This window comes from Sporolactobacillus pectinivorans, from assembly GCF_002802965.1.
GTDB classification, from domain to species: Bacteria; Bacillota; Bacilli; order Bacillales; family Sporolactobacillaceae; genus Sporolactobacillus; species Sporolactobacillus pectinivorans.
The window spans coordinates 2,385,340-2,398,618 of the sequence record NZ_NXGA01000001.1 but is presented as its reverse complement, the minus strand read 5'-3'; the positions used below and the strand labels follow the sequence as shown (position 1 = coordinate 2,398,618).

Here is a 13,279-nt window from a genome sequence, read left to right as displayed (position 1 = left end):
ATTAATTTACAGCTGTTTGCAATGCAATCTTGATCATATCATTGAAAGTTGTCTGGCGCTCCTGAGCCGTTGTATCGTCGCCGGTAAACACATGATCGCTGACTGTGAGAATCGTCAAGGCATGAGCACCGTACTTTGCGGCAAGCGTGTAAAGGGCGCTCGTCTCCATTTCTACGGCTAGAACGCCATAGCCGGCCAGTTTCTTCAAGATATCCATGTTGTCCCTGTAGAAAACATCAGCCGATAGAACGCTCCCTGCCTGCAAAGAAACGCCCAGTTTCGTTCCAAGATCATAAGCCTTTTTCAATAAATTAAAATCTGCTGTCGGAGCAAAATCCATAGTCGGGAATACGGAATGGTTGACCGCTGAATCCGTTGCCGCAGACATCGCCAGTATGACATCGCGGACATGAATGTCTTTCTGGATTCCTCCGCAGGTGCCGACGCGGATAAGATTTTTCACACCATAGTCGCGTATTAATTCATTAACGTAAATAGAAATTGAAGGAATACCCATCCCAGTTCCCTGTACAGAAATTCGCTGTCCGCGGAACAATCCTGTATAGCCCAACATGCCGCGTACCTGATTATACTGGACCGGATGTTCAAGATAGGTCTCTGCAATATACTTTGCTCTCAGCGGGTCACCCGGCAGCAAAATGCTATCGGCAATTTCTCCCGGTCTTGCTTCAATATGTACACTCATTGTGAGCCTCCCAATATAAATGATTATTTTTATATTTTATCATGGACTGAGATAAACCAGATAGTTGAGGTACGATTTTTAGCTATGCTTCATACAATTCAATGGGTAGATCATCCGGATCTCTGAAAAAAGTGAATTTTTTTCCGGTCAACGTATCTGTTCTTATCGGTTCTGTCAAGATTCCTTTCCGATTCAATGAATCCCTCACAAATTCAATATCGGCCACATTAAAAGCGAGGTGCCTGAGGCCGCATGCTTCGGGATATGATAATCTTTTCGGGGAATCAGGAAATGAAAATAGCTCGATTTGCCCAGATGAGCTGCCAACTTTAAGATCAAGCTTGAATGATTTTCGTTCCTCCCTGTAAGTTTCACGTATAACAGCCAATCCAAGCAGGTCCACATAGAAATGCCTGGACTTCCTGTAATCAGAGCAAATGATGGCGCAATGGCTGATACCGGAGAAAAGCATGCCGCAACTTCCTTTCTGCATGGAATATGAATAAATTATAGCAAAGCCTGAGGATATCTGGCAGACTAATTTTTCCTTGACATTTGTCCTTAAAAGATACATATTGAACATATGAGTAGATGTTCATATGTTAGTGCCGTGAACTCGTGATTGAACCGGGTCAGATTGGTAAAGGCTAGAATTCGGGTGATTGAAACGTGGAATCAACAGATTTTTCAAAGAGTATAAAATCTTTAAAAAAAGATGATCATGCGCATGGTCATTCAGCAAATCGGAATGCACTTCTTGTCAGTTTTCTCATGATCACGGGTTTTATGGTTGTGGAATTCATCGGGGGTCTTTTCAGCCACAGCCTTGCGTTGCTCTCCGATGCAGGCCATATGCTCAGTGACTCAATTTCGCTTGGCCTGAGCTTTACAGCACTTCTGGTTGGAGCAAAAGTCGCCGCAAATAATAAGAAGACGTTTGGCTATCGCAGATTTGAAATCCTGTCCGCGCTGTTTAATGGTGTTCTGCTTTTGGCAATATCCTCGTGGATCGTTGTTGAAGCTGTTCTTCGTTTTTCACGGCCTGTTGAGGTGGCAAGTACCGAGATGCTGATCATTGCCGTCATTGGGTTGTTTGTCAACCTGGCCGTTGCCGGAATCCTAATGAAGGGTGAAGCAAAGGAAAACCTTAACGTGCACAGTGCTTTTATTCACGTGATTGGTGATCTGCTCGGGTCTGTGGGAGCAATTGCTGCGGCAGTAGTTATTGCTTTGACGGGCTGGCAGCTGGCCGATCCGATTGCGAGTATCATTGTCTCGCTGATCATTTTAAAAAGCGGCTGGCAGGTTGCCAGAGAATCCGTCAATATTCTGATGGAAAGTAAACCGGATAATCTTAATCTTGATGAAATCCGTCTTGCAGTCAGCGGTATTGATGGGGTGGCCAGTCTGCATGATCTTCATGTATGGACGATCACTTCAGGCTTCCTCTCTCTAAGCTGCCATCTGAAGGTTACCGAAGGAGCGGATCGAGATGAAGTGCTGCGAAACGTGGAACGGATTCTCGGAAACTACAATCTGGAACATTCAACCATTCAGATTGAAGGAATTAATTATGCAGACTGTCACTCTGATTGTGCGCATCATATAAAAAATAATTAAAAGGGCTGCCCAGCATTTGCTGAACGGCCCTTTGATTCTTTTCGATGAACGTTCCATTAATTTTTATACTTCTACTGTTTTCAGGTAGTCACGGATTTCTTCCGGCGATTTGTCATCCGCGCGCAAGTGTGCTGTCTTCTCGCCGTTCTTAAATGCCAGGAGGCTGGGGATTCCCAGCACCTGATAGTCTTTTCCGAGGTCAGGGAATTTGTCGCGATCGGCTGAGAACCATTCGAAATTAAAGTCCTTGACGATATCATCAACATACATATTCAGCCGTTTACAGTCCGGACACCAAGTTGTTTCGAATTTAACGATGACTGTTTTTGGACCGTTGATCAGCTTCTGAAATTCTTCAACAGATTCTATTGATTTCATGATGAGACTTCCCTCTTTCAAATCATTCTAATGGCTTTATTCTATCAAATTTCTACAGGAGTGCAATCATTTTAACGGCAAAATTAAATAACTCTTTATTGTAAATCACTTCTTATTGGTAGAGAAAACTGCTAAAGTAAGGTCAGAAAATAAATGAAGGGGTGTAAGAGCATGGCGAAAGAAGCACTTCTGGTTATTGACATGAGCAATGACTTTGTGGACGACAAAGGCGGTTTGACTGCAGGAAAGCCGGCTCAGGGAATTGTTCCATATATCACTGATCTTGCGGAACAATTTCATCGGAATGGAGATCTTGTGATTTTCTGTATGGATGCTCATGAAAAAAATGACCCGCATTTTCAGCTTTGGCCACCGCATAATGTGAAGGGCAGCTGGGGAGCGCAGCTCTATGGAAAACTGGGTGAATGGTACGAAGCGTACAATGAGGAAGCAAACGTAATCTTTGTGCCGAAGCCGGAGTATGACGCCTTCATTGGTACCAATCTCGATCAGATTTTGAAAGCTCGTCATATTGACACCGTACATCTGACCGGTGTCTGTACAGACATCTGTGATTTTCTGACAGCCTACGGAGCCTATTCTCGGGGCTATAGAACGATCGCCCATAACCGGGGAATGGCAACCTTTACCGGCCACCATGAGATTTTTCTGAATCAGATGAAGGCGATTTTTAAAACAGAAATTGTTGGCTGATGCATATGGGAACGACATAGGTATGTAAAAAGTAAAAAAAAATTGAATGGCTTTATGGCGGAAAATACGTAAAATCTTTTCGCTTGGCCAGAAGATAAAGAAACAGTTGGACTTTGTGCATTAAAAGTAAAAGAACAGCTCAATGCGTGAAAGGTCTCTGTCAAGTAGGAAGGTGAAATAACAAAAATATGGAACAAAAAAATAACATGGAAAGTCCAATGAAAAAATTGATTATCATTAACGGCACGATGGGAGTGGGGAAAACCACTGTATCTGAAATCGTGTCTGATAAATTAAAACCGAGTGTTTTTTTAGATGGAGATTGGTGCTGGAAGATGAATCCGTGGATCATTACGGAAGAGAATAAGAAAATGGTCATTGATAACATTACACACCTGTTAAATGCCTACTTAAATAATTCGGGCTTTCACTATATTATTTTTTGCTGGGTAATTCACCAGGAGTGCATTTTTGAACAAATATTGTCCCGACTGAAAAAAGAATACGATCTTTATAAAATTTCTCTCATTTGCTCCGAAGATGCTCTTAGATCACATATCATGAATGATGTGAAGAAGGGGATCAGAACCATCGATCAAGTGGAAGCCAGCGCTGCAAGGTTGAATCTGTATCAGAAAATGAATACAACAAAGATTGACGTCAGCAACATGACGGCTTCTCAGGCTGCTGATCAGATCATTGATCGTGTTAGATAAGCAGAGTTGTCGAAAACAAAATTATAAGAATTAACAAACTGTTGTTTCCTTGTCACATGTAGTGTGATGAAAATGGATGTACTTTTTTCAAAGTATGTATCTACAGCATCACAACCGCAAAGTTAAACAGCTTTGTCAGTAGTAAAGTGTTAGAAAAACTGGATTGAAATTAGAAGGTGGCCCAATGGATAAATCTAACGAAAACATCAATTTGAGAAGATGCAACTGGAATACAACAGATCCGGTCTATCTTGCTTATCATGACACAGAGTGGGGAAGGCCTCAGCGTGATTCCAAGACCCTCTTTGAGATGCTCTGCCTCGAAGGGATGCAGGCGGGTTTGAGCTGGATTACCATTTTGAAACGGCGAGAAAATTACCGGAAAGCTTTTGCCGGATTCAATCCGGAAAAAATAGCTCTTTTTTCCGAGGAACAGCAGGAGCAGTTAATGAATAATGCCGGTATCATTCGCAATCGTCGTAAAATTCAAGCCATTGTGGTGAATGCCAGAGCGTATCTTGAAGTCGAGAAGGAGAAGCCGTTCAGTGACTATATCTGGTCCTTTACAGGCGGCCAGCCGATGATGCACCATTACAGCTCACACGATAAAATTCCCGCGTTTACTGACGAATCTAAAACTATGAGCAAAGACTTAAAAAAGCGCGGCTTTAAATTCGTCGGCGAAACAATTTGCTACGCTTTTATGCAGGCTGTCGGGATAGTTAATGATCATGAGACCAGCTGTTTTTGCTATGAACCGATTTCCAAAATGATTTAAAACGTCATTGAGAGTGGCAATCAATCGAAATTTCGTATGCCGGGGATACATAAAATCAGCATTGTTGAAATGACAACAAATGTTCCCATGATCATCATGGCCAGAGTGCCTCCGATGATTTTAGCGAACCAGCCGGTAAAGAGATAGCCTGCCGGCAGCAGGGCGAAGGATCCGAGCATATCAAGACTGGCAACCCTGCCAAAGGCCTCAGGGGCGACAAGCTCTTGCAAGCTTGTTTCCCAGACGAGACCGAAAGCCATCATTCCCATACCTTCGGCGGTCATTAGGGCGATAATCAGCGGGATTGAATGAATCACAGGCATGAAGAAAAGTGACAGGCCGACAATGCAGATGCCACCGTATGCGATGAATCCGCGAAAATGCCAGACCTTTCGCATGCCAAAAATAAAGGCAGCCAGAGCGGCGCCGACCGCTTCCCCTGACATGACCAGTCCGTAAACGTAGGCTGGAAAATGTTCGTGGACGTTAATCAGCCAGGGAACGAGGATCACGATAACCCCGGCCGTGCATATGTTGAGAAAACTGAAAGCGAGTATGGTGACCCAAAGCCAGGTTTTTTTCATAATGACCTGAATGCCTGCAAAACACTCACGAAAAAAAGAGATTTTTTCCGCGGGTCCCCCGTTGTTTACAATCTGACCTTCTTTGGTCAGAAAAAGCAGGCAAACAAAGGAAATAAGAAAGGTTACGGAGTCTACACCAAATCCAACGGGTGCAGAAAGAAAACCGACAATCAGGCCGCCCATTGCCGGCCCGAACAAACGCATGCCCTGTACGCTGAGCTGATTCAAAGCATTGGCTGAATTCCTGATCTCGGGTGTAAATACAGTGGCACGTAAAGCCGAAAAAGCGGGCTGAAAAAGGCCATCCATAAGCCCGAGAAATGCCATAATCACGGTCAGCATTTGGATCGTGAGCAGTCCGCGAAGTCCTAATACCATCACTGTGAAGGCAAGCAGGCAGCGAATCATGTCGGCAGATCTCATCATCTTGGCCCGATTGAATCTATCGACAAAAATGCCTGCAAAAGGCAAAATAATAACATTCGGCAGCATGTAAACAGTCATAATCAACCCCATTGCGACGGTTGAGTGGCTTAATGAATACACTAAAAGCGGTATGATGACGCCTGAGATTGAGGAACCGAAAACAGAGAGAGAGTTGCCAATCCATAGAGCGCGGAAGGGCTTTGAAATGATCAGTGGCTCCAATATCGGCGGATAACTTTTTTTATCTATTTCTTGATTTATTCCAGGCATGATGCAACCCTCTTGCTGATTGATTTTATATTTTTTTAGGCAGCACTAAACAAAATTATAAATCAAATGCATGGATCAGTCACGGAAAAAGCGGTAAAGAAAAATAATTAATGTTTGCCTTAAAAAAAGAATCCGGATATTGTAGAAGTGGAACAGTATAAAAAGTGAGGCGCATCTGACTTATGGATGGATTGACGGAAAAACAAATAGAATCTAAAGAAATATTCAATGGAAAAATAGTGCATCTTTTTTTGGATAAGGTCATCCTTCCCGACGGCCGCAGCGCAACCCGGGAAGTGGTGAAGCATCCGGGAGCCGTTGCGATTATTGCTGCGGACGAAGAGGGCAAACTTCTTCTGGTCAGGCAGTTCCGATATCCGATGAGTAAGATTATTTATGAAATTCCAGCCGGAAAACTGGAACCGGATGAAGATCCTGATATTGCGGCCCGGCGTGAACTGGAGGAAGAGACGGGTCACCAGTGCAAAAAAATGAAAAAAGTGTCTACATTTTATTCGTCTCCGGGTTTTTCAGATGAATTGATGCATGTTTATTTTACCGATTCTTTGATTCCGGGTAGACAGCATTTGGACGAAGACGAGTTTTTGGAAGTTTATGCCGTTACGCTGGAAGAAGCTGCACGCATGGTCGAGGACCATCAAATTGCCGATGCTAAGACTGTATACGCTGTTCAATATATGCAACTTCGCGCTTTACAAAAATAAAAAGTTTATTCAAATCTTTCATAATTGCCATCCCCCTGTTATAGCTTTCCGAAGTCTTTCATAGACTGGATAATAGATTTTATCCGAAAGCGGCAGGGGGATTTGCTTATGTCCAGAAATAGATTCACCAAAATTTTAACAGACCATCTGAAAGATTGCAGATCACTTTATACTTTTGTCATTGCACTATTTTTAATGGGGATTATTTTTGGGGCGGTTGTTGTCAACAGTCTGCCTTATGAGACAAGAAATGATCTTTTTCACTATCTGCAACAATTTTTTGGTGAACTTTCCCACGGGCAAATTGCTGATCCCTATCTTTTGTTTCGAGAGAGTTTCTTCAATGATCTGCAATATGTTGTCCTTATCTGGATACTTGGCCTGTCCGTTATTGGACTTCCGATTATTTTTATACTGATTTTTGTTAAGGGAATGGTGCTTGGATTCACTGTTGGTTTTCTTGTCAGCCAGATGGGGCTAAATGGTTTTCTGACTGCGCTAGTCAGTGTTTTCCCGCAAAATCTGCTTCTGATACCCTGCGACCTGTTTATTTCAGTGATTGCAGTTGTCTGTTCGCTTAAAATTATCAGACAGCTATTAATAAAAACGCGCAGAGAACCTTTGCTTCCACAGATTACAGGCTATGCGATTTTATTATTTTTTGCCGGCTGTATTGTTGCTGCTGCCAGCAGTTATGAAGCATACATTTCTCCTGCATTGATCCGCCTGTTTATGTCCTGATTTCTAATCATCGATACAGATGGCAGTTGTATTTAATTGATAATGAAATTTGATTAAGACTTAACAGGATAGGCTTATTCTTCATTCTCAAAATAAATTTATTATAATTTTATAATCATTTTATTTATCATTGACACATACTGTGGCAGGGATTATAATTTTTTTATAATCAATGAATTTTTCCTATGGCTAAATGAAGTTTTGTCAGTCAATTCCTTGGCTGATTGTTGAATAATGTATATGATCATGTTTCGGATAAGTTTGTTTTGGGGGGTGGTTTGTATGGAAGGCAGAATCAATCGAATCAAGAAACAGCTGCATGCGCAAAAATACAAACTGACACCTCAGCGGGAAGCAACAGTCAGAGTGCTGCTTGAGAACGAACAGGATCATCTGAGTGCGGAAGATGTATATCTTCTGGTTAAGGAAAAGGCGCCTGAGATTGGTCTGGCAACGGTGTACAGAACATTGGAATTATTGACTGAACTGAAAGTCGTGGATAAAATCAACTTTGGCGATGGGGTTTCGCGATACGATCTTCGCCGTGAAGGTGCCAATCACTTTCATCATCACCTTGTCTGCATCGAATGTGGAGCGGTCGATGAGATTCAGGAAGATCTCCTGGGTGAAGTTGAAAAGGTTGTCGAACGAAGGTGGCACTTCAAAGTCAAGGATCATCGGCTGACTTTTCATGGTATCTGCCATCGTTGCCTTGAAAAGCACAAAGAGGAAAGTCTCTCAGGGCAGAATCCGAATGCAGAACCTGAAGTTGAAAAAGTATAATACACAGAGTATTGTTTTCAAGAAGCGGCCTGATTGAGGCTGCTTTTTTACTTTTCTACTTGAAGCAGAAAAGCTACAATGGAATAGTAACAATTAAGAAACTTTTCACATGGCGCTCATTGAGATTTTTAAAATTTAGTGTGTTTCAGTCAAACGTCAGGAAGGCAGTTTTCAGCTGAATATTTTGTGGCCGTGATTTATTCAATCCGCATGATTGTCCCAGGTCCATGCATATTCTATGATTAGGCAGAATATACGGGCCGCGCAGACTGGGGCGATCATATTATGAAGGAATCTTTGAGGAAAGCTGCGAATATCTCAAAAATGTTTTTGGTCTTTATTTTTTTGACGGCGGTTTTCTATCTGGGGATGAATTGGATTGATCAGCATTTAGTCCACGTTCATCGGTATGAAAATCCCGGGAACGGCGCTATCAAAGTGACCCGATATTATGGGAATGTTCATACGGGAGATATGGGAACGGGTTTTGATTCAATTTCTCAGAGAGTGCTGGAATTTTTAAGAGATGGAGAATGAGAGTCATGCAGGAGCAAATCGATGATTTTCTGACGGAATTAAGCAATGAACACAGGCTTTCGGCGAATACGCTGGACGCTTATCGGAGCGATCTGAAACAATATGCCTACTTTCTGGATGAAAAAGCAGGTTTTACAGTCTGGGCGAAAGTGACAGAAATTGTGGCTGCCAATTATCTTTATTGGTTGAAAGATATCGGAAATTCTTCTGCCACGATTGCCAGAAAAGCAGCATCCATCCGTAATTTTCATCATTTTTTGTGCCGCAATCATTTTGCCGATACTGATCCGACCATCACGATGGAAGTGCCTAAAATAAAGATACAGCCTCCTAAAGTTTTGACGATTGAGGAAGTGAAGACGCTCCTTAATGCTGCGGATCAGAAATCGGATACCGGAAAACGCGACAGGGCGATGCTTGAACTTCTATATGCGACAGGCATGCGGGTATCTGAACTGATTCGGCTGGATATCCATGATTTGAATCTGAATCTTGGTTTTGTCAGCTGTAAAGGTACCCGCGGGAAGGAAAGAATTATCCCAATAGGCGTGCCCTCACAGAAGGCATTAGCAATCTACATAACGGCAGTAAGAAACAAACAGCAGATCGACAGCGGAGAACAGCCCCTCTTTTTTAACAGGCAGAAAAAGCGGCTGACTAGGCAGGGTGTCTGGAAGATTTTAAAGCAAAATGCAACACTTGGCGGCATTAGGACCCCACTTTCACCCGAGACACTCAGGCAGACGCTGGCCGCCCATCTTCTTGAAAGAGGCGCTGATCTGGAATCAGTGGAGGAATTGATGGGCAGGGAAAAAACACTGGCCGCCCGCAGGTTCCCCGGCAGGGCGAAGCGTCCGTTAAGAGATATTTATTCCCGTTTTCATCCGCGGGCGACGATGTAAGAGCTTGGATAATGATCAGCGAGTGGAGAGATGGAAATGAGTCACATTGAAGAAGTTTTAGAAGCAATAGGCAGGAAAACGAAGCAGATTCCTGAGATCGGGCTGATTCTCGGATCGGGACTGGGTGATCTGGCGGAGGAAATTACTTCTGCCGACCGCGTTCCATATCAATCATTACCTTACTTCCCTGAGCCAACGGTCAAGGGACACAAAGGTCAATTCGTGATCGGCGGGCTTGAGGGCAAATCAGTCATCGCGATGCAGGGGCGCTACCACCATTATGAAGGTTATTCTTTAAAACAAGTAGCGTTTCCTGTTGAAGTGATGAAGGGACTCGGCATTCGGACGTTGATTGTGACAAATGCAGCAGGCGGGATTAATCTGAACTACTCACCAGGAGATCTGATGCTGATTCATGATCACATCAACATGCTGGGCGGCAGCCCGCTGATCGGTCCGAATGATGACCTGATCGGACCCCGCTTTCCGGATATGTCTGCTTCCTACGATCCGTCTTTGATTGATCTGGCAAAAAAAGAAGCAGATCAACTTAGTGTCAAGATCAGAGAGGGCGTGTATCTGGCAACGCCCGGCCCGCAGTATGAAACACCGGCAGAAATCCGTATGATGCGGGTCATGGGAGCCGACGCGGTAGGTATGTCGACTGTTCCGGAAGTCATTGCCGCCCGCCATGGCAGGTTACAAGTTCTCGGCATTTCCTGTATTACGAATATGGCCAGTGGAATTCTGGATCAGCCGCTGTCCCACACAGAGGTCATGGAGACTGCGGACCGTGTCAAGGAAAACTTTACCCGTTTAGTAAAGGGCATTGTGAAAAACATATAATTTTTATTTCTAGAAAATTTAAAAGGCCGGATGAGAGGGACGCTCATTCCGGCCTTTTCGATTTCAACAGTTTATTACTAGTTATGATCGAGAATTAATGCTGGGATTTTTGCCCATTAATTTTTCAAGTGTTTTAGCCACTCCATCGTGATCGTTGGAATCAGTAACTTCCGCTGCAAGACATTTTAATTCGTGTATGGCATTCCCCATTGCGACAGGATAACCGCACCGTTTAAATAATCCCATATCGTTAAAATCATCGCCGAAGGCAACAACTTTATCGAGGGATAGACGAAGTTTCCTGGACAGAAGTGAAAGGGCATGCTCCTTGGAAATATTAAGCTTCATGATTTGTGTCAATTGGTTTGAATCCGTATTGATGATATTGACCTGACCTGCGAATTTGTTGCCGAATGACAAAGGTGAGTTCAAGTGTGACGCCAGAATTTTTGTCGGGCTGATTTTTTTTAGTGTTTCTAAATCGATTTGTTCAGGATTGTTCGCTATATTCATCTCGGCTCTATAATCCAGATTCTGATAACTGTACCAGCGATCTTCCACTTCAACAGACAAAGCATGCTCAGGCTCTGTTTTCATCAAATACTCAATGATAGCCGCACTGATCTTTGAGTCGATGGGGAAATGATCGTGAATTTTTAATGACTTACTGACAATCATTGCGCCATTATAATAAACCATGATTGCTGATGACTGAATTTCTTCTGGGAGAATTTGCTTTACAGATCTGGGGGGGCGCGCAGTCGCTATAATGATTGGAATTCGCCTTATATTAATCGCTCTGATGGCCCGTAAATTTCTTTCACTGACTTTCTTGTCTGAGTTTAACAATGTCCCGTCTAAGTCGAAAACTACAGCGTCCATTGGATTTTCATCTCTTTTTATTGTGTTATTATGAATTTCCGTATCAGAGAACTTTCCATGATTTGTATTTTGTCGTATAGGTAGTAATCGGCCCATCTTTTAACCATTCAACTGCCTTAAGAACGAGCGGGGATGAATTTCTTGTATTTAATTCATTCATGTTGATCCACTTCGCGCCGGCAGAATCCGCTCATCAAATTATTTAGATTATAGAAAGAGGTTTGCAGACTGTCAAGGATCATTTGAACGTGCCGTATTTTCTCTAGGAACTAGGGGAGAAAAAATGCATTTTGTCTCGTTTTCTTTCTCGTATTTCCCGGTATAAAAGCACCGATAATGGAAAGAATGGTAAGGATAATCGTAAGGAGGTAGATTCATGAAGGCATTTTATACATGGTTTATATGTACGGTTCTCCTGTTCGCAATAATGGGCCCAGCCGGCATTGCTTCTGCTGAAACGAACAAAGCAAACGATGACAATAAGAGCAGCGCCAGGTCGGCGATTGTCATCGAACAGGAGACAGGGGATATCCTCTACCAAAGAAATGCGGATAAGGAACTGCCGCCGGCCAGCATGACCAAAGTTATGACACTATTGCTGATATTCAAAGCACTGAGTAGCCATCAGATTTCGTTGAACGACAAGGTCAGTGTCAGCGAGCATGCAGCATCGATGGGCGGATCACAGGTGTTTCTGGAACCAGGTGAAACAATGACTGTCAACGAGATGCTGAAAGCCATCGCTATCGCCTCCGGAAATGATGCATCCGTGGCGATGGCAGAGTTCATCGCCGGATCGGAAAAAGCATTTGTCGGACAAATGAATCAGGAGGCGAAGCAGCTCGGCCTCACACATACACATTTTGAGAACCCGACCGGCCTTCCAGTAAAAAATCATTACACAACGGCCCATGATATGGCGATTATGGCACGTGCTCTTGCAGGCTATGAGAAAGTGTTCGGCTATACTTCAAAGTATGAAGATTACCTCCGTGAGAATACGGATCAGAAATTCTGGCTGGTTAATACAAACAAATTAATTAAGACCTATCCCGGAGCGGATGGCATGAAGACGGGATTTACGAATGAGGCAAAATATTGCCTGACTGCAACAGCAAAGCGAAACGGTATGCGTGTGATTGCTGTCGTGATGGGCGCCGAGACACCTAAGGAGCGCAATAAAGAAGTTGCAGGGTTAATGGACCAAGCTTTTGCAACCTATACGACAAAGAAATTACTGGATAAAAACAAAACGGTAGCGATTGCTAATGTCAATAAAGGTGATCATGGCAAGGTTCCGGTTGTCACTGAAAAACCGGCTGTCCTGCTCTTGAAAAAAGGTGATCATGCACAAGGCCTCGAGAAAAAAGCGGAACTAAATGGCACACTTCAGGCACCGATTAAAGCTGGTACCGTTGTCGGTTATTATAAAATTACCCAAAAAGGCCAGTTGATTTCGGAAACACCACTGATCGTTAAGGAAACTGTTAAACGGGCATCCTGGTGGCAGCTGTTCAAGAGGGTGTCAGGAACGATTCTAACAAAATAATGTTGTTTCTCTATACATGAAGGATGTTCATTTCATTTATTTTGCCGAATCAGCACTAGTTTTGGCGGCATGCAGGAGACTGAAAGAGCGGCGGAGAAATTTGAAAGACGAAGCCGTTGATT

Annotated in this window: 16 protein-coding genes; 11 read left to right on the top strand and 5 right to left on the bottom strand. The window is 43.3% G+C overall.

Going from position 1 to position 13,279, the window contains the following annotated elements; genetic code table 11:
* Nucleotide 1: 1 nt before the first annotated feature.
* Together deoD and gloA2 are read right to left on the bottom strand one after the other, a co-directional pair.
* The gene (gene deoD, locus COP04_RS11530) at nucleotides 2-706 is read right to left on the bottom strand and encodes a purine-nucleoside phosphorylase (protein WP_100488159.1); all 705 of its coding nucleotides are present in this window, start codon (nucleotides 704-706) and stop codon (nucleotides 2-4) included.
* 82 nt (nucleotides 707-788) lie between these two features.
* Nucleotides 789-1,178 (bottom strand): SMU1112c/YaeR family gloxylase I-like metalloprotein, encoded by a 390-nt coding sequence (gloA2, locus tag COP04_RS11525; protein WP_100488158.1) that lies wholly within the window; start codon nucleotides 1,176-1,178, stop codon nucleotides 789-791.
* Nucleotides 1,179-1,375: 197 nt separating this feature from the next.
* Here gloA2 and COP04_RS11520 point away from each other — a divergent pair, with 197 nt between their 5' ends.
* On the top strand, nucleotides 1,376-2,326 hold the full coding sequence (locus COP04_RS11520) for a cation diffusion facilitator family transporter (RefSeq protein ID WP_420852753.1): 951 nt from the start codon (nucleotides 1,376-1,378) through the stop codon (nucleotides 2,324-2,326).
* Between the two features lie 63 nt (nucleotides 2,327-2,389).
* Here COP04_RS11520 and COP04_RS11515 read toward each other — a convergent pair whose 3' ends face one another.
* Entirely contained in the window at nucleotides 2,390-2,704 is a 315-nt protein-coding gene (locus COP04_RS11515; RefSeq protein WP_100488157.1) for a thioredoxin family protein, read from the bottom strand.
* Between the two features lie 171 nt (nucleotides 2,705-2,875).
* On the opposite strand from COP04_RS11515, the gene COP04_RS11510 reads away from it, so the two are divergent.
* The 3 genes from COP04_RS11510 to COP04_RS11500 all read left to right on the top strand — a co-directional run bounded on the left by COP04_RS11510 (nucleotide 2,876) and on the right by COP04_RS11500 (nucleotide 4,912).
* Nucleotides 2,876-3,418, top strand: a complete 543-nt coding sequence (locus COP04_RS11510) for a cysteine hydrolase family protein (protein ID WP_100488156.1) — start codon at nucleotides 2,876-2,878, stop codon at nucleotides 3,416-3,418.
* A gap of 218 nt (nucleotides 3,419-3,636) precedes the next feature.
* On the top strand, nucleotides 3,637-4,134 hold the full coding sequence (locus COP04_RS11505; protein ID WP_100489651.1) for an AAA family ATPase: 498 nt from the start codon (nucleotides 3,637-3,639) through the stop codon (nucleotides 4,132-4,134).
* Between the two features lie 184 nt (nucleotides 4,135-4,318).
* Nucleotides 4,319-4,912, top strand: a complete 594-nt coding sequence (locus COP04_RS11500) for a DNA-3-methyladenine glycosylase I (RefSeq protein WP_100488155.1) — start codon at nucleotides 4,319-4,321, stop codon at nucleotides 4,910-4,912.
* Nucleotides 4,913-4,932: 20 nt separating this feature from the next.
* Here the strand turns inward: COP04_RS11500 and COP04_RS11495 are convergent, their stop codons facing one another.
* Nucleotides 4,933-6,192: an MFS transporter gene (locus tag COP04_RS11495; RefSeq protein WP_100488154.1), complete on the bottom strand. Its 1,260-nt coding sequence runs from the start codon at nucleotides 6,190-6,192 to the stop codon at nucleotides 4,933-4,935.
* 182 nt (nucleotides 6,193-6,374) lie between these two features.
* Here COP04_RS11495 and COP04_RS11490 point away from each other — a divergent pair, with 182 nt between their 5' ends.
* The 6 genes from COP04_RS11490 (at nucleotide 6,375) to COP04_RS11465 (ending at nucleotide 10,726) form a co-directional block, all read left to right on the top strand.
* Nucleotides 6,375-6,917, top strand: coding sequence for an NUDIX hydrolase (locus COP04_RS11490; protein WP_100488153.1), 543 nt, complete (start codon nucleotides 6,375-6,377; stop codon nucleotides 6,915-6,917).
* A gap of 108 nt (nucleotides 6,918-7,025) precedes the next feature.
* Complete coding sequence (spoIIM, locus tag COP04_RS11485) at nucleotides 7,026-7,658, top strand: stage II sporulation protein M (RefSeq protein WP_100488152.1); 633 nt, start codon at nucleotides 7,026-7,028, stop codon at nucleotides 7,656-7,658.
* A 282-nt stretch (nucleotides 7,659-7,940) separates the two neighbouring features.
* Nucleotides 7,941-8,441, top strand: a complete 501-nt coding sequence (fur, locus tag COP04_RS11480; protein WP_100488151.1) for a ferric iron uptake transcriptional regulator — start codon at nucleotides 7,941-7,943, stop codon at nucleotides 8,439-8,441.
* Nucleotides 8,442-8,726: 285 nt separating this feature from the next.
* Entirely contained in the window at nucleotides 8,727-8,978 is a 252-nt protein-coding gene (locus tag COP04_RS11475) for a DUF4227 family protein (RefSeq protein WP_100488150.1), read from the top strand.
* Between the two features lie 5 nt (nucleotides 8,979-8,983).
* The gene (locus tag COP04_RS11470) at nucleotides 8,984-9,880 is read left to right on the top strand and encodes a tyrosine-type recombinase/integrase (RefSeq protein ID WP_239984843.1); all 897 of its coding nucleotides are present in this window, start codon (nucleotides 8,984-8,986) and stop codon (nucleotides 9,878-9,880) included.
* Nucleotides 9,881-9,910: 30 nt separating this feature from the next.
* Entirely contained in the window at nucleotides 9,911-10,726 is an 816-nt protein-coding gene (locus COP04_RS11465; RefSeq protein WP_100488148.1) for a purine-nucleoside phosphorylase, read from the top strand.
* 81 nt (nucleotides 10,727-10,807) lie between these two features.
* Here COP04_RS11465 and COP04_RS11460 read toward each other — a convergent pair whose 3' ends face one another.
* A complete protein-coding gene (locus tag COP04_RS11460) occupies nucleotides 10,808-11,608 on the bottom strand; it encodes a Cof-type HAD-IIB family hydrolase (protein ID WP_100488147.1) in 801 nt (266 codons plus the stop codon).
* A 376-nt stretch (nucleotides 11,609-11,984) separates the two neighbouring features.
* Here COP04_RS11460 and COP04_RS11455 point away from each other — a divergent pair, with 376 nt between their 5' ends.
* Nucleotides 11,985-13,157: a D-alanyl-D-alanine carboxypeptidase family protein gene (locus COP04_RS11455; protein WP_100488146.1), complete on the top strand. Its 1,173-nt coding sequence runs from the start codon at nucleotides 11,985-11,987 to the stop codon at nucleotides 13,155-13,157.
* Nucleotides 13,158-13,279 lie beyond the last annotated feature (122 nt).